Source organism: Rhodoferax sp. SPJ21 (genome assembly GCF_058216335.1).
Genome location: NZ_JBYZMO010000003.1, coordinates 211,000 through 227,295, shown reverse-complemented (window position 1 = coordinate 227,295; position 16,296 = coordinate 211,000). Strand labels below are relative to the sequence as shown.

Genomic DNA, 16,296 nt, shown 5'->3' with positions numbered 1-16,296 from the left:
GGCAGACACCGTGGACGACCTGCACACCTCCCAGGACGCACGGCGTAAGCTGCTGCGTCTGCTAGCGACCAGTGCCGCCAGTTTTGGTATTTTTGGCCCGCTAGCGCTTACTCCATCTGCGCAAGCAGCTACTAAAAATGTAGCGGATGTGCCGACCTTACCCCAGCTTCCGCAATTGCCGCAATTACGTATTGGCTACCAGAAGTCCGCCGTGAACCTGGTCATCGCCAAGCAACTGGGCTGGTTGGAAAAGCGCTTGCCCAATACCAAGGTGAGCTGGCTGGAGTTTCCCGCCGGGCCGCAGCTGCTGGAGGCCTTGGCCGTCGGCAGCCTGGAATTCGGCCTGACCGGCGACTCACCCCCGGTCTTCGCCCAAGCCGCAGGCAAGGATCTGGTCTACGTCGGCGCCGAGCCGCCCAAGCCCGAAAGCTCGGCCGTTCTGACCCAGGCCGATTCGCCGCTGCGCACCTTGGCCGACCTGAAGGGCCGCAAAGTGGCCTTGCAAAAAGGCTCTAGCGCCCACTACCTGCTGCTGCGCGCGGTGGAGAAGGCTGGCCTGCAGTGGGATGAGATCCAGCCCATTTACCTGGCACCTGCCGATGCACGCGCCGCCTTCGAGCGCAAGAGCGTGGACGCTTGGGCCATCTGGGACCCGTTTTACGCCGCCACCGAGCTGGCCGTCCGTCCGCGCGTGCTGAGCAATGGGCTTGGCCTGTCGAGCAACAACTCGTTCTATTTGGCATCCCGGGCCTTTGCCACCCAGCACAGCCAGGCGATTGCCGTGCTGTTTGAGGAGCTCACCCGGGCCGACCGCTTGGCGCAGGACGACCGCAAGCAGGCCATTAAATTGATTTCGGATTTCAGCGGCCTGGACGCTGGTGTGGTCAGCCTGTTCCTGACCCGCCGCCCGCATTCGCCCGTAGCCCCGTTGGCCAGCCAGACCGTGGATGACCAGCAGCGCGTAGCGCAGGCCTTCTTCAAGATCGGGTTGATCCCCAAGCCCGTCAAGGTGGCTGACGCCGTATTGAAAAGCTAATTAAAGGAAGCAGTCATGCAAGTTTTCTGGTTCATCCCCACCCACGGCGACAGCCGCTACCTCGGCACCAGCGAAGGTGCGCGCGAGGTCAATTTCGACTACCTGAAGCAGGTCGCCCAGGCCGCAGACAGCGTGGGCTATGAAGGCGTGCTGATTCCCACCGGCCGCTCCTGTGAAGACCCCTGGGTGGTAGCTTCGGCGCTGCTGCCGGTGACCAAGCGACTGAAGTTCCTGGTCGCCGTGCGCCCCGGCCTGCACCAGCCGGCTTTGGCGGCCCGCATGGCCGCCACTTTTGACCGCTTGTCCGGCGGCCGCCTGCTGATCAACCTGGTGACCGGCGGCGACCAGATCGAACTGGAGGGCGACGGCGTCTACCTGGACCACGCCCAACGCTACGAACAATCGGCCGAGTTCATCCGCATTTGGCGCAACATCCTGGCGCGCAGCCACGACGGCGAAACCTATGACTACGAGGGCCAGCACCTGAGCGTGAAGGGCGCCAAGCTGCTTTACCCGCCGCTGCAGAAGCCGCATCCGCCGGTGTACTTCGGCGGCTCGTCCGACGCCGCACACGACCTGGCCGCCGAGCAGGTCGAAACCTACCTGACCTGGGGTGAGCCACCCGCAGAAGTCGCCAAAAAAGTGGCCGATGTACGCGCCCGTGCCGCCAAGCAGGGCCGCACCGTCAAGTTCGGTATCCGCCTGCACGTCATCGTGCGCGAGACGGACGACGAGGCCTGGAAGGCCGCCGAGAGCCTGATCAGCCGGCTGGACGACGACACCGTCATCCGCGCCCAGGCCGCCTTTGCCCGCATGGACTCCACCGGCCAGCGCCGCATGGCCGCGCTGCACGCTGGCGGCAAGAAGCGCACCCGTGCCGACCTGGAAATCAGCCCCAACCTCTGGGCCGGTGTGGGCCTGGTACGCGGCGGCGCCGGCACCGCCCTGGTGGGCGACCCCAAGACCGTGGCCGCGCGCCTGCAGGAATACGCCGACCTGGGGCTGGATACCTTCGTGCTGTCTGGCTACCCGCACCTGGAAGAGGCCTACCGCTTCGCCGAGCTGGTGTTCCCGCTGTTGCCTCTGTCGCTGCGCAACAAGCTGCCCGGCCAGACCCTGACCGGCCCGTTTGGCGAGGTGATTGGTAACAACTTTGTACCGCGTCACGTTCCCCAAGCCTCGCAAAGCTGACAACCCCTTCAAGAAGAGCGCCGCCATGAACATCCACTCCATCCACCACGCGCAGCTGGGCTTTCGGGCCGGTGACGAGCCGCAGATACGCCGCTTTTACAACCAGCTGATCGGCTTGACCGAATTCAAAGTGGGCCAGCAGCCCGCCCAGGGCGCGCCGCTGCGCTTCGTGGCTGGCCACCAGCGCGTGGACCTGGTGCCCACCGAAAACTGGCAGCCGAGCCCGGTGCCCGCGCACCTGGCCTTCGAGGTGCAAGACCTGCCCACCTTGCGCCGGCGCCTGCTGTCGGCCGATGTGGTGCTGGAGGAAACCCAGCCCCTGGTCGGCCACCTGCGCTTTTACGTGAAAGACCCGGCGGGCAACCGCCTGGAGTTTCTGGAGCCCGATGCATCCCAAGCGAGTACGGTATGAGCAGCACAATTTCCCACAACATCCACCAACAAGCATCCCGTTCCCTGCCGCAGGAAAGCGAGCTGCAGGTCACGCCCTTCCCACATGCATTTGCAGAAGCGCTGGAGGCGCCGGATGCCCCAGCACCTTCGCGCCACCTGGCCCAGCTGCGTGCCTTTGCCGCCAGCGTAGGGCAGGGCCTGTTGCCCTGGCTGGTGCCCATCACCTTGATCGTGGTCTGGCAGGTCGCATCGTCCCTGGGCTGGTTGTCCACCCGCGTGCTACCCGCGCCGGTGGACGTGGTCAAAGCTGCGTGGACGCTGACCTTGTCCGGCGAGTTGCTCACCCATGTCAAGGTGAGTGCCGGCCGCGCCCTGACCGGTCTGGCCATAGGCGGCGGCCTGGGTTTGCTGCTGGGCCTGCTGACCGGCTCGGTGAAGTTCTTTGAAACCCTGCTGGACTCCAGCATCCAGATGGTGCGCAACATCCCGGCGCTGGCGCTGATACCGCTGGTGATTCTGTGGTTCGGCATCGACGAGATGGCCAAGCTGTTTTTGATCGCGGTGTCGGTGTTCTTCCCGATCTACCTCAACACCTTCCACGGCATCCGCAATGTGGACCCGCAGCTGATTGAAATGGGCCGCACCTACGGGCTGTCGCGCTGGCAGCTGTACCGCGACGTGGTGCTGCCCGGCGCGCTGTCCAGCATCCTGGTGGGCCTGCGCTTTTCGCTGGGGCTGATGTGGGTGATTTTGATTGTGGCCGAGACCATCTCCGCCCAGTCCGGCATCGGCTACCTGACCATGAACGCACGCGAATTCCTGCAGACCGACATCGTGCTGGTAGGCATCTTGTTGTACGCCTTGCTGGGCAAGTTGGCCGACCTGTTTGCCCGTGGGCTAGAGCGCTGGTGGCTGCGTTGGCACCCGGGCTACCAGTAAGAGCCCAGTCTATTCAATCTGAAAGCTGAATCCATGAGCAATACCACCCCAGGCGGCGTCAAGCTGGAAGCCCGCAGCCTTACTAAGAAGTACGGAGAGCGCGAGGTGCTGCGCAAGGCGCAGCTGACCGTCGAGCCCGGCCAGTTCATCGCCATCGTGGGCCGCAGCGGCTGCGGCAAAAGCACCTTGCTGCGCCTGGTTGCCGGGCTGGAAGCCGCCAGCAGCGGTGGCTTGTCCATAGACGACAAGCAGGTAGACGGCCTGCACGGCGACACCCGCATCATGTTCCAGGAGGCGCGCCTGCTGCCCTGGCGCCGCGTGCTGGACAACGTGGTGCTGGGCCTGCCTCCCGAGGCGCGTGCCCGTGGCGAAGAAGTGCTGGCCCAGGTCGGCCTGGCCGACCGCAAGAACGAATGGCCGTCGCGCCTGTCTGGCGGCCAGCGCCAGCGCGTGGCCCTGGCCCGCGCCCTGGTACGCCAGCCGCGCCTGTTGCTGCTGGACGAACCCCTGGGCGCGCTGGACGCGTTGACCCGCATCGAGATGCACCGCCTGATCGAAAGCCTGTGGCAGCAGCACCGCTTCACCGCGCTGCTGGTGACCCACGACGTGCAGGAGGCAGTGGCCCTGGCCGACCGCGTGATCCTGATCGAAGACGGCCGCATCGCGCTGGACGAGAACATTTCTTTGGCCCGGCCACGCTCGCAAGGCGACGCCGAGTTTGCCCGCATCGAAAAACGCATCCTCGACCGCGTGCTACAGAAACCGGAGCAACCTGCGCACGTTCCGCCTGCGCGGAGCGGCGATTTGACACCTATCTTTGGCCTGAACTGGGCGATTTGATTTTCACCACAACCTTCGGGAGACAGCATGGCAAGAGACAGCAGCAACTGGAAGTTTGAAACCAAGTCGGTCCACGCCGGCTATTCGCCGGACCCGACGACGCGCGCTGTGGCGCCGCCGATCTACCAGACCGTGGCCTATGCTTTTGACAGCGCGCAGCACGGCGCTGACCTGTTCGACCTGAAGGTGCCGGGCAATATCTACACCCGCATCATGAATCCGACGCAGGACATCCTGGAGCAGCGTGTGGCGGCCCTGGAAGGCGGCATTGCCGCGCTGGCCCTGGCATCTGGCCAGGCCGCGGTGACCTACGCCATCCAGACGATTGCCGAGGCGGGCGACAACATCATCAGCAGTACCGCGCTGTACGGTGGCACCTACAACCTGTTCGCCCACACGCTGCCGCAGTTTGGCATCACCACCCGCTTTGCCGACCACCGCGACCCTAAAAGCTTTGTAGGCCTGTTCGACGACAAGACCAAGGCCGTCTTCGTGGAGTCCCTGGGCAATCCCGCTGGCAATGTGACCGACATCGCCGCGATTGCCGAGATCGCCCACCGCCACGGCGTGCCGCTGATCGTCGACAACACCGTGCCCAGCCCCTACCTGAGCCGGCCCATCGAGCATGGCGCCGACATCGTGGTGCATTCGCTGACCAAGTACCTGGGCGGCCACGGCACCAGCATTGGCGGCGCCATCGTCGATTCGGGCAAGTTCCCCTGGGCGGAGCACAAGGCGCGCTTCAAGCGCCTGAATGAGCCTGACCCCAGCTACCACGGCGTGGTCTATACCGAGGCACTCGGCGCCGCTGCCTACATCGGCCGGGCCCGCGTGGTGCCGCTGCGCAATACCGGCGCGGCCATCTCGCCGTTCAACGCGTTCTTGATCCTGCAAGGCATCGAGACCCTGGCTCTGCGCATGGACCGCATCCACAGCAACACGCTGGCGGTAGCGCGGCATCTGCAAAAGTCGGCCAAGGTGCAGTGGGTGACCTACGCCGGTCTGGAAGACCACCCCGACCACGCGCTGGCCAAAAAGTACCTGGGCGGTTTTGCCTCCGGCATCCTGACCTTTGGCGTCAAAGCTGAAGGTGTGGGCGGGCGTGAAGCCGGCGCGCGCTTCCTGGATGCGCTGCAGCTGTTCACCCGCCTGGTCAACATCGGCGACGTGCGCTCGCTGGCCACGCACCCGGCGTCCACCACGCACCGCCAGCTCAACCCGGCCGAGCTGGCCAAGGCCGGTGTGACGGAAGACACGGTGCGCCTGTCCGTCGGCATCGAGCATATCGACGACCTGCTGGCTGACCTGGACCAGGCGCTGGCAGCGGTGTAAGCCACTTCAGATTTATATAAAAGATGCCTCTGGCCCAGTTATTACCTGCGCTGGTAGCTACGTAATCCATAGCACAACGATTTTTTAACCAGGAGTAAATCCATGTCCATCCAAGCCATCAACGTACGCAACCAATTCCGCGGCAAGATCAAGGAAATCATCCGTGGCGATGTCGTCTCTGAAATCGACGTCGAAACCCCCTGGGGCATCGTTACATCCGTCATCACCACCCGCTCGGTCAACGACCTGCAACTGGTGGTGGGCAGCGAAGTCGTGGCCCTGGTGAAGTCCACTGAAGTGTCGATCGCCAAGCTCTAAGGACTGGCATCGCCACCCCATGATTGAGCTGCACAACATCCACCAGACTTACCCGGGCCCACAAGGAGCCTGTCGGGCTTGGAACGTCGAAAGCGAAAATCGGCCCCAGCGAGGACAGTTTTTGCCGGATTTGCAGGCCCATAGCTCCGCTATGGGGCAAAAAGCCGGTGAAAAATGGACCGCTGCGGTCGATTTGCAGCCGACGCTTTCCAAGTCCGGCAGGCTCCTTGGCCCGGTGCAAGCATTGCGGGGTATAGACCTGCACATCCAGGCGGGTGAAATTTTCGGGGTGATCGGGCGCAGCGGCGCGGGCAAGAGCTCGCTGGTGCGCACCATCAACCTGCTGAACCGGCCTTCGCAAGGCCAGGTCCGCGTCGATGGGCAGGACCTGACGGCGCTGGACGCTACCGCGCTGCGTGCCGCCCGGCACCAGATCGGCATGGTGTTCCAGCACTTCAACCTGCTGTCTTCACGGACGATTTTTGACAATGTGGCGCTGCCGCTGGAGCTGGTAGGCACCCGCCCGGCGCTGATCAAGGACCGGGTCGATGGCCTGCTGGACCTGGTCGGCCTGTCGGCGCTGCGCGACCGCTACCCCGCGCAAATCAGCGGCGGGCAAAAGCAGCGCGTGGGCATTGCCCGGGCGCTGGCCAGCAACCCCAAGGTTTTATTGTCCGACGAGGCCACCTCGGCGCTCGACCCGGAAACCACACGTTCCATCCTCGGTCTGCTGCGCCAGATCAACCGCGACTTTGGTTTGACCATTGTGCTGATCACGCACCAGATGCAGGTGGTCAAGCAGGTGGCCGACCGGGTGGCGGTGATAGATGCCGGCCGCATCGTGGAGCAGGGCGCGGTGATGGATGTGTTCACCCGCCCGCAACACGCCACCACCCGCAGCCTGATCGACGAGATCTTGCCGCAGGACCTGCCGGAGAGCGTGCTGGCGCGCATCCGCAAGCTGATGGCCACCGATACGCCTGCTCACCAAGGGCAGTTGCTGCGCCTGGCGTTTGCCGGCGACGACTCTGACCAACCGCTGTTGTCGGACGTGATCCGCCGCTTCGGGCTGGACCTGAACATCCTGCACGGCCAGGTGGACGAGATCCAGGGCCGTCCTTTCGGCGCGCTGGCTGTACATGTACGCGGTGCGCGCGAGCAACTGGCAGCCGCCGTGGCCCATTTGCGTGGCGCTGGCGTCGTAGTGCAGGAGGTGGCCCATGTTTGAAACCTTCACGCCCCAATTGCTGGAGCTGTTTGCGTCCTCGTTCTGGGAGACGCTGGTGATGGTCGGCATCTCTGGCCTGGCCGGGGCCGTGATCGGCGTGCCGCTGGGTGTCTTTCTGCGGCTGACCGACCAGGGCGGCGTGCTGCACAAGCCAGCGCTGAACCGCGTGGTCGGCACGCTGGTGAATGCTGTGCGCTCCACGCCTTTCATCATCCTGCTGGTGGCCATCATTCCGTTCACACGGCTGCTGACTGGCTCATCCATTGGTACGGCGGCGGCGGTGGTACCGCTGACGATTGCCTCCGCGCCCTTCATTGCCCGGCTGGTGGAAACCGCGCTGCGCGAGGTGGATGCCGGCTTGGTGGAGGCGGCCCAGGCCATGGGTGCCAGCACCTTGCAAATCGTCTTCAAGGTGCTGCTGCCCGAGGCGCTGCCTGGCATCGTGGCAGCGGTGACCATCACCCTGGTGAGCCTGACCGGCTACTCGGCCATGGCCGGCGCTATTGGCGGCGGTGGCCTGGGCGACCTGGGTATCCGCTACGGCTACCAGCGCTTTCTGCCCGAGGTGATGCTGGCCGTGGTGCTGGTGCTGATCGTCTTCGTGCAGGCGTTGCAAAGCCTGGGCGACTGGCTGGTCCGCCGGATAAGCCATAAATAGTGGCTCACCCCCAGGCTGCAGTGCTGCGCACTTTCCGCCAACCCCCTTGCAGGGAGCAACACCAGCGGCCTGGCAAAGCCAGTTCCGCGGTGTTTCTGGGTGGCGTGCGTCCAAGCTGCGCGTTGAAGGTGAGTAGTTCCCCTTTTCAATTGAGAAAACCATGCATAAACGTACCTTGATTAAATCCGCCCTTTCGCTGGCGTTGTTGAGCACGCTGTCGGGCAGCCTACTGGCGCAAGACAAACCGCTGAAGGTCGGCGTTACCGCCGGGCCGCATGCGCAAATTTTTGAGCAGGTGAAAAAGATCGCCGAGAAAGACGGTCTGAAGATCCAGATCGTCGAATTCAGCGACTACATCCAGCCCAATGCTGCCCTGGCTTCGGGTGATCTGGACCTGAACAGCTACCAGCACAGGCCTTTCCTGGACCAGCAGGTCAAGGACCGGGGTTACAAGATCGTGTCGGTGGGCAACACCGTCAACTTCCCGATTGGCATTTATTCCAAGAAGGTGAAGAGCCTGGCGGACCTGAAGGAGGGCGCCAAGGTCGGCATTCCGAACGACCCGACCAATGGCGGCCGGGTGCTGCTGGTGCTACAGGACAAGGGTCTGGTCAAGCTCAAACCCGAGGCCGGCCTAAAGGCTACGCCGTTGGACGTGGTGGACAACCCCAAGAAGATCCGCTTTGTGGAGCTGGACGCTGCCCAGCTGCCGCGCTCGCTGGACGACCTGGACGCGGCGGCCATCAACACCAACTTCGCCCTGCAAGCCGGGCTGAACCCGGCCAAGGACGCGATTGCCCAGGAAAGCGCCAAGAGCCCGTACGTCAATTTGCTGGCCGTGCGCGAGCAGGACAAGGACAAGCCTTGGGTGGCCAAGCTGGTCAAGGCCTACCACTCGGAGGAGATCCGCCAGTACGTGCAAACCGAGTTCAAGGGAGCGGTGTTGAGCGGTTTCTAACCCGGTCTAGTCAGCTATGAAAACAGGAGCTGCAAGTGCAGGTAATTACTGCGCTTGAAGCTCTTTTTTATGTGTGAATTTGTAGCGTCTTTTCAGACAATTTGGTTCTAAGCTCATGCGTATAAACAAACAGCAATTCAGTCGTTGGAGTTTGGCTGTGGCCTGCCCACAATCCGGGCCATGACGCAAACCAGAATTCTCATCGTGCCCGGCTGGCGCAATTCCGGCCCTGGGCATTGGCAGACCCTGTGGTCCGAGAGCGTGGCCGGGGTGGAGCGCGTGGACCAGGATGACTGGGCCACGCCTACGCGTGCGGCCTGGGTGGCATCCATCACCCGGGCGATACTGGCCCGGCCTGGCCCCGTGGTGGTGGTGGCCCACAGCCTGGGCTGCATTGCCACCACCCATTTGCCGCCCGAAGCGGTGGAGCGCATCCAGGGCGCGCTGCTGGTAGCCCCAGCCGATCCCGAGCGCCGCGCCATCCTGAACGACTTCGCGCCCGTGCCCTATGCCCGCCTGCCGTACCGCAGTGTGCTGGTAGCCAGCAGCAACGACCCGTATTGCCCGGTGCGCCTGGCCGGTGCCTATGCGCGCGCCTGGGGTAGCGAGATGGTGCGCCTGCAGGACGCGGGGCATATCAATGTGGCGTCTGGCCATGGCGACTGGCCGCTGGGCCTGGCCTTGTTGCAGTCTTTGACCGGCGGGCTGTTGCAGCCAGCGGTGGGTGACGTGGCATCTGCGGTTTAATCTGGGGCTTATTTGCCCCCGATTTCGCCAAGGAACTCCATGCTGCTCGACGCCCCAGAATCCCAACTCGTCCTGGTGGACTACCAGGAGCGCCTGCTCCCCGCCATTTTTGAAAACACCGCCGTGCTGGCCAATGCCATGCGACTGGCCCAGGCCGCCCAGTTGCTGGACGTGCCGGTCTGGGGCACCGAGCAAAACCCGTCCAAGCTGGGCCAAAACCCGGCCGAGATGCGCGCTCTGTGCCGCGACACCCTGAGCAAAATGCATTTCAGCGGCATGGAAGAGGGCCTGGGCGAATGGCTGCGCCCACCCGCCAAGCCGGTGCAGGGCAATGCCCGCAGCTTGCCCAAGCACCTGCAAAAGCCGCAAAACGCGGCGCCCGAGCGCAACACCATCGTCATTGCCGGGCTGGAAGCGCACATCTGCCTGCTGCAAACGGCACTGGACCTGCTGGAAGACGAGTTCGACGTCTGGGTGGTCACCGACGCCTGCAGCTCGCGCACCGAACGCAACCGCGACGCCGCGTTTGACCGCCTGGCCGGCGCTGGCGCCGAGCTGGTCACCACCGAGATGGTGCTGTTCGAATGGCTGCGCACCGCCGAGCACGCCGACTTCAAAGCGGTGCAGGCCTTGGTAAAGTAATGTTTCTCCCGCACCACATGGATTTTTAGATAAAAAATGGGGCTGGCGCATATTCAGCATGCGCCGGTAGCTATAAATTTAATAGCGGGTGCCTGTTCTTCCCCCGTAACTTGGCACCACACGCCCCATATTGGGTAGATAATCCCGCCCGTACTAGGCCCTTCCTGCCACAGTCGCATCCGCCAATCGGTCCAGCCGTGTCGCGGAAGGTTAATTAAACCCAGCTTTAACCAGCTAATGTTTCCTGCAGGGAAACGGAGGTCAGCGGAATATGAGTGAACCAGTCTCTTCGGTGTACCAAGCCTACCAAGGCAACACCTATCTCTTCGGCGGCAATGCCCCCTACGTAGAAGAACTCTACGAAAACTACCTTGCAAACCCCGGTAGCGTGCCCGACAACTGGCGCGATTACTTCGACGCGCTCCAACACGTGCCCGCCGCCGACGGCAGCGACGCCAAAGACGTGCCGCACCTGCCGGTAGTCAACGCCTTCGCAGAACGCGCCAAGCAAGGCGGCACCAAGGTGGTCATGGCCACGGGCGCCGACTCCGAAATGGGCCGCAAGCGCACCGCCGTGCAGCAGCTGATCGCCGCGTACCGCAATGTCGGCGTACGTTGGGCCGATCTGGACCCGCTCAAGCGCACCGAACGCGACAAGATTCCTGAGCTGGACCCATCCTTCTACGGCTTCACCGATGCCGACCAGGAAACCGTCTACAACACCAGCAACACCTTCTTTGGCAAAGAGACCATGTCTCTGCGCGACCTGATGAATGCGCTGCGTGAAACGTATTGCGGCACCATTGGCGCCGAATACATGTACACCACCGACCAGAACAAAAAACGCTGGTGGCAACAAAAGCTGGAAAGCATCCGTAGCAAGCCCAGCCTGTCCAAAGAGAAAAAGCTGCACATCCTCGACCGCTTGACCGCAGCCGAAGGTCTGGAGCGCTTCCTGCACACCAAGTATGTGGGCCAAAAGCGCTTCTCCCTGGAAGGTGGTGAAAGCTTCATCGCCGCCATGGACGAGCTGATCCAGATGGGCGGCACCAAGGGCGTGCAAGAAATCGTGATCGCCATGGCCCACCGTGGCCGCCTGAACGTGCTGGTGAACTCGCTGGGCAAGGTGCCCTCCGACCTGTTCGCCGAGTTCGACCACACCGCCCCTGAAGACCTGCCTTCCGGCGACGTGAAGTACCACCAAGGTTTCAGCTCCGACGTCTCCACCCCTGGCGGCCCGGTGCATTTGACGCTGGCCTTCAACCCTTCCCACCTGGAAATCGTGAACCCGGTGGTCGAAGGTTCGGTGCGCGCCCGTATGGACCGCCGTGCCGACCCGCAAGGCAAGCAAGTGCTGCCCGTGCTGGTGCACGGCGACGCGGCTTTTGCCGGCCAAGGCGTGGTCATGGAAACCCTGGCGCTGGCCGAAACCCGTGGTTATTTCACGGGCGGCACGGTGCATATCGTGATCAACAACCAGATCGGCTTCACCACCAGCGACCCACGCGACAGCCGCTCCACGCTGTACTGCTCCGACGTCGTCAAGATGATCGAAGCCCCTGTGCTGCACGTCAACGGTGACGATCCTGAAGCCGTGGTGCTGGCAACCCAAATCGCTCTGGACTACCGCATGGAGTTCCAACGCGACGTGGTGGTGGACATCATCTGCTTCCGCAAACTGGGCCACAACGAGCAAGATACGCCCGCGCTGACCCAACCGCTGATGTACAAGAAGATCGCCAAGCACCCCGGCACGCGCAAGCTGTATGCCGACAAGCTGACGGCCCAAGGCTTCGGCGAAACGCTGGGTGACGACATGGTCAAGGCCATGCGCGCCGCTCTCGACGCAGGCAAGAACACCTTCGACCCGGTGCTGACCAACTTCAAGAGCAAGTACGCAGTGGATTGGTCCCCGTACCTGAACCGCAAGTGGACCGACGCTGGCGACACCGCTATTCCCCTGTCCGAGTGGAAGCGCCTGGCTGAAAAGCTGACCACCATTCCGGCATCCGTCACACCGCACTCCCTGGTGAAGAAGGTCTATGACGACCGCGCCGCCATGGGCCGTGGTGATATTCCGGTGGACTGGGGCATGGGCGAACACATGGCTTTCGCATCCCTGGTGGCCAGCGGCTACCCCGTGCGTTTGAGCGGTGAAGATTGCGGCCGCGGTACCTTTACCCACCGCCACGCGGTGATCCATGACCAGAACCGTGAAAAGTTCGACGAAGGCACCTACACGCCTTTGCAAAACGTGGCCGACAACCAGGCTCCGTTCGTGGTCATCGACTCCATCCTGTCCGAAGAAGCGGTGCTGGCGTTCGAGTACGGCTATGCCTCGAACGACCCCAACACCCTGGTGATCTGGGAAGCCCAGTTCGGCGACTTCGCCAACGGCGCCCAGGTGGTGATCGACCAGTTCATCGCCTCCGGTGAGGTCAAGTGGGGCCGTGTCAACGGCATCACCTTGATGCTGCCACACGGCTACGAAGGCCAAGGCCCCGAGCACAGCTCGGCCCGCCTGGAGCGCTTCATGCAGCTGAGCGCCGACACCAATATGCAGGTCGTGCAGCCCACCACCGCCAGCCAGATCTTCCACCTGTTGCGCCGCCAGATGGTGCGCAACCTGCGCAAGCCGCTGGTCATCATGACGCCCAAGTCCCTCTTGCGCGCCAAGGATGCAGCGTCTCCGCTGAGCGAGTTCACCAAGGGTAGTTTCCAGACCGTCATCCCTGAGAACAAGGAAGTCAAGGCTGACAAGATCAAGCGCGTCATCGCCTGCTCGGGCAAGGTTTACTACGACCTGGCCAAGAAGCGCGAAGAAAAGGGCGCCGACGACGTGGTGATCCTGCGTGTGGAGCAGCTCTATCCGTTCCCGCACAAAGCTTTCGCTGCCGAACTGAAGAAGTACCCCAACGTCACGGAACTCGTGTGGTGCCAGGACGAGCCACAAAACCAGGGCGCCTGGTTCTTCGTGCAGCACTATCTGCACGAGAACATGGCCGACGGCCAGAAGCTGGGTTACTCGGGCCGCGCGGCCTCGGCATCTCCTGCAGCCGGCTATTCGCACCTGCACCAAGAGCAGCAAAAGGCTCTGGTCGACGGCGCGTTCGGCAAGCTCAAAGGCTTTGTTCTGACCAAGTAAGCACCCTGCGTTGTGCCTCCGGGCCAACGCTGTGCCGGCTGGAGCGGAATGCTCCGGCCCGCACGCCCCACATATAAAAATCTGGAGTTTTTGAAATGTCTATCGTTGAAGTGAAGGTTCCACAACTGTCCGAGTCCGTGGCCGAAGCCACCTTGTTGCAGTGGAAGAAGAAGGTTGGCGACGCTGTTGCCGTGGATGAAATCCTCATCGAAGTGGAAACCGACAAAGTCGTGCTGGAAGTGCCCGCACCCTCCGCCGGTGTGATCGTCGAGCTGGTCATGGGCGACGGTAGCACCGTGGCTGCCGAGCAGCTGATTGCCCGTATCGACACCGAAGGCAAAGCCGGCGCTGTGGCTGCTGCCCCCGCCGCAGCTGCTGCACCCGCTGTGGCCGCCGCTGCGCCTGCAGCCGCCGCGACCAGCACCTCCATGGCCGGCGTGCCCATGCCTGCCGCTGCCAAGCTGATGGCCGACAACGCCCTGGCTGCAGGCTCCGTGGCCGGCACCGGCAAAGACGGCCGCGTCACCAAGGGTGATGTACTGGCTGCCGTGGCTGCCCCGAAGGCTGCTGCTGCGGTGATCCCCACCGGCGTGCCCACCAAGTCCCTGCCACAGGTTTCTACCATGGCGCCTGACCTGGGCGACCGCCCTGAGCAGCGCGTGCCCATGAGCCGCCTGCGTGCCCGCGTGGCGGAGCGTCTGCTGCAATCGCAATCGACCAACGCCATCCTGACCACCTTCAACGAAATCAACATGGCCCCGGTCATGGACATGCGCAAGCGCATGCAAGAGCGTTTCGAAAAGGAACACGGCTGCAAGCTGGGCTTCATGAGCTTCTTCGTCAAGGCGGCTGTGCACGCCCTGAAGAAGTTCCCCGTGCTGAACGCCAGCGTGGACGGCAACGACATCGTCTACCACGGCTACTTTGACATCGGTATCGCTGTCGGTTCGCCCCGCGGTCTGGTGGTGCCCATCTTGCGCAATGCCGACCAGATGAGCTTTGCCGACATCGAAAAGAAGATCGCCGAATACGGCCAAAAGGCCCGTGACGGCAAGCTGGGCATCGAAGACATGACCGGCGGCACCTTCTCCATCTCCAATGGCGGTACCTTCGGCTCCATGCTGTCCACCCCCATCATCAACCCACCGCAATCCGCCATCCTGGGCATCCATGCCACCAAGGACCGCGCTGTGGTGGAAAACGGCCAAGTGGTGGTGCGCCCGATGAACTACTTCGCCATGTCCTACGACCACCGCATCATCGACGGCCGCGAAGCCGTGTTGGGCCTGGTGGCCATGAAGGAAGCGCTGGAAGACCCAGCCCGTCTCCTGTTCGACATCTAAGACGGTTTCAAGGGCAGCCCAGGCTGCCCTTGTTCCATGGGTCTTTACGTAATCAGATTGGAAGTTTTCATGAGCAAGAATTTTGACGTGATTGTCATTGGCGGCGGCCCCGGTGGCTACATTGCTGCCATCCGTGCAGCCCAGCTGGGCTTCAACGTGGCCTGTATCGACGAGTGGAAGAACGCCAAGGGCGGCCCCGCTCTGGGCGGCACCTGCACCAACGTGGGCTGCATCCCCTCCAAGGCGCTGCTGCAATCCAGCGAGCACTATGACCAGGCCAGCCACCACTTCGCCGACCACGGTATTTCCGTGTCCGGTCTGGAGATGGACGTGGGCAGGATGATTGCCCGCAAGGACATCGTCGTGAAGCAGAACAACGACGGTATCCAGTACCTGTTCAAAAAGAACAAGATCACCTTCTTCCACGGTCGTGGCACTTTCGCCGCAGCCAAGGACGGCGGCTACGAAATCACGGTGGGCGAAGAGTCCCTGGTCGGCAAGCACATCGTCATCGCTACCGGCTCCAACGCCCGCGCCTTGCCCGGCACGCCGTTTGATGAAGAGCTGGTGCTGTCTAACGACGGCGCGTTGCGCGTCGGCGCTGTGCCAAAGAAGCTGGGCCTGATCGGCTCCGGCGTGATCGGCCTGGAGATGGGCTCGGTCTGGCGCCGTCTAGGTGCCGAAGTCACCATCCTGGAAGGTCTGCCGACCTTCCTGGGCGCGGTGGACGAGCAGATCGCCAAGGAAGCCAAAAAGGCTTTCGACAAGCAAGGCCTGAAGATCAACCTGGGCGTGAAGGTCGGCGAGATCAAAACGGGTAAGAAGGGCGTGAACATCGCCTATACCGACGCCAAGGGTGAAGCCCAGTCGTTGGACGTGGACAAGCTGATCGTCTCGATCGGCCGCGTGCCCAACACCATTGGCCTGGGTGCCGAAGTGGTGGGTCTGGCCCTGGACGAGCGCGGTGCGATCACGGTGGACGGCGACTGCAAGACCAACCTGCCCAATGTCTGGGCGGTGGGTGACGTGGTGCGCGGCCCTATGCTTGCGCACAAGGCCGAGGAAGAAGGCGTGGCGGTTGCAGAGCGCATCGCCGGCCAGCACGGCCATGTGAACTTCAACACCGTGCCTTGGGTGATCTACACCAACCCGGAAATCGCCTGGGTGGGCCAGACCGAGCAGCAGCTCAAGGGTGCAGGCCGTGCCTACAAGGCCGGTACCTTCCCGTTCCTGGCAAACGGCCGCGCACGTGCGCTGGGCGACACCACCGGTATGGTGAAGATGCTGGCGGATGCTGCCACAGACGAAATCCTGGGCGTGCACATCGTTGGCCCCCAGGCCAGCGAGCTGATCGCCGAGTGCGTGATGGCCATGGAATTCCGCGCCAGCGCGGAAGACATTGCCCGCATCTGCCACGCCCACCCCAGCTTGAGCGAGTCCACCAAGGAAGCCGCTCTGGCCGTGGACAAGCGTACGCTGAACTTCTAATCCAGTTTTAGAAGAAAAGGGCTGCCAGCGCAGAATCT

At 63.0% G+C, this 16,296-nt stretch carries 15 protein-coding genes; all 15 read left to right on the top strand.

Going from position 1 to position 16,296, the window contains the following annotated elements; translation table 11 throughout:
• The first annotated feature begins 10 nt into the window (after positions 1–10).
• Positions 11–1,036, top strand: a complete 1,026-nt coding sequence (locus AC4BBN_RS16430; RefSeq protein ID WP_490593079.1) for an aliphatic sulfonate ABC transporter substrate-binding protein — start codon at positions 11–13, stop codon at positions 1,034–1,036.
• A 15-nt stretch (positions 1,037–1,051) separates the two neighbouring features.
• Positions 1,052–2,227, top strand: a complete 1,176-nt coding sequence (gene ssuD, locus AC4BBN_RS16425) for an FMNH2-dependent alkanesulfonate monooxygenase (RefSeq protein ID WP_490593078.1) — start codon at positions 1,052–1,054, stop codon at positions 2,225–2,227.
• Positions 2,228–2,252: 25 nt separating this feature from the next.
• Entirely contained in the window at positions 2,253–2,639 is a 387-nt protein-coding gene (locus tag AC4BBN_RS16420) for a VOC family protein (protein ID WP_490593077.1), read from the top strand.
• A complete protein-coding gene (gene ssuC, locus AC4BBN_RS16415) occupies positions 2,636–3,559 on the top strand; it encodes an aliphatic sulfonate ABC transporter permease SsuC (RefSeq protein WP_490593076.1) in 924 nt (307 codons plus the stop codon). The genes AC4BBN_RS16420 and ssuC overlap by 4 nt, the downstream gene beginning before the upstream one ends.
• A 33-nt stretch (positions 3,560–3,592) precedes the next feature.
• Positions 3,593–4,399: an ATP-binding cassette domain-containing protein gene (locus AC4BBN_RS16410; RefSeq protein WP_490593075.1), complete on the top strand. Its 807-nt coding sequence runs from the start codon at positions 3,593–3,595 to the stop codon at positions 4,397–4,399.
• A gap of 27 nt (positions 4,400–4,426) precedes the next feature.
• Positions 4,427–5,731 carry an O-acetylhomoserine aminocarboxypropyltransferase/cysteine synthase family protein gene (locus tag AC4BBN_RS16405; RefSeq protein WP_490593074.1) on the top strand — a complete coding sequence of 435 codons (1,305 nt, stop codon included), beginning with the start codon at positions 4,427–4,429 and terminating at the stop codon, positions 5,729–5,731.
• A gap of 102 nt (positions 5,732–5,833) precedes the next feature.
• On the top strand, positions 5,834–6,049 hold the full coding sequence (locus AC4BBN_RS16400) for a TOBE domain-containing protein (RefSeq protein WP_490593073.1): 216 nt from the start codon (positions 5,834–5,836) through the stop codon (positions 6,047–6,049).
• Between the two features lie 235 nt (positions 6,050–6,284).
• Positions 6,285–7,277, top strand: a complete 993-nt coding sequence (locus AC4BBN_RS16395; protein ID WP_490593072.1) for a methionine ABC transporter ATP-binding protein — start codon at positions 6,285–6,287, stop codon at positions 7,275–7,277.
• Entirely contained in the window at positions 7,270–7,935 is a 666-nt protein-coding gene (locus AC4BBN_RS16390) for a methionine ABC transporter permease (protein WP_490593071.1), read from the top strand. The genes AC4BBN_RS16395 and AC4BBN_RS16390 overlap by 8 nt, the downstream gene beginning before the upstream one ends.
• A gap of 160 nt (positions 7,936–8,095) precedes the next feature.
• Complete coding sequence (locus AC4BBN_RS16385) at positions 8,096–8,893, top strand: MetQ/NlpA family ABC transporter substrate-binding protein (protein WP_490593070.1); 798 nt, start codon at positions 8,096–8,098, stop codon at positions 8,891–8,893.
• 180 nt (positions 8,894–9,073) lie between these two features.
• A complete protein-coding gene (locus tag AC4BBN_RS16380) occupies positions 9,074–9,640 on the top strand; it encodes an RBBP9/YdeN family alpha/beta hydrolase (RefSeq protein WP_490593069.1) in 567 nt (188 codons plus the stop codon).
• Between the two features lie 39 nt (positions 9,641–9,679).
• Positions 9,680–10,282: an isochorismatase family protein gene (locus tag AC4BBN_RS16375; protein ID WP_490593068.1), complete on the top strand. Its 603-nt coding sequence runs from the start codon at positions 9,680–9,682 to the stop codon at positions 10,280–10,282.
• Between the two features lie 271 nt (positions 10,283–10,553).
• Positions 10,554–13,427 (top strand): 2-oxoglutarate dehydrogenase E1 component, encoded by a 2,874-nt coding sequence (locus tag AC4BBN_RS16370; RefSeq protein ID WP_490593067.1) that lies wholly within the window; start codon positions 10,554–10,556, stop codon positions 13,425–13,427.
• Between the two features lie 95 nt (positions 13,428–13,522).
• Entirely contained in the window at positions 13,523–14,770 is a 1,248-nt protein-coding gene (odhB, locus tag AC4BBN_RS16365; protein ID WP_490593066.1) for a 2-oxoglutarate dehydrogenase complex dihydrolipoyllysine-residue succinyltransferase, read from the top strand.
• A 69-nt stretch (positions 14,771–14,839) separates the two neighbouring features.
• Positions 14,840–16,258, top strand: a complete 1,419-nt coding sequence (gene lpdA / locus AC4BBN_RS16360; protein WP_490593065.1) for a dihydrolipoyl dehydrogenase — start codon at positions 14,840–14,842, stop codon at positions 16,256–16,258.
• The last annotated feature ends 38 nt before the right edge of the window (positions 16,259–16,296 follow it).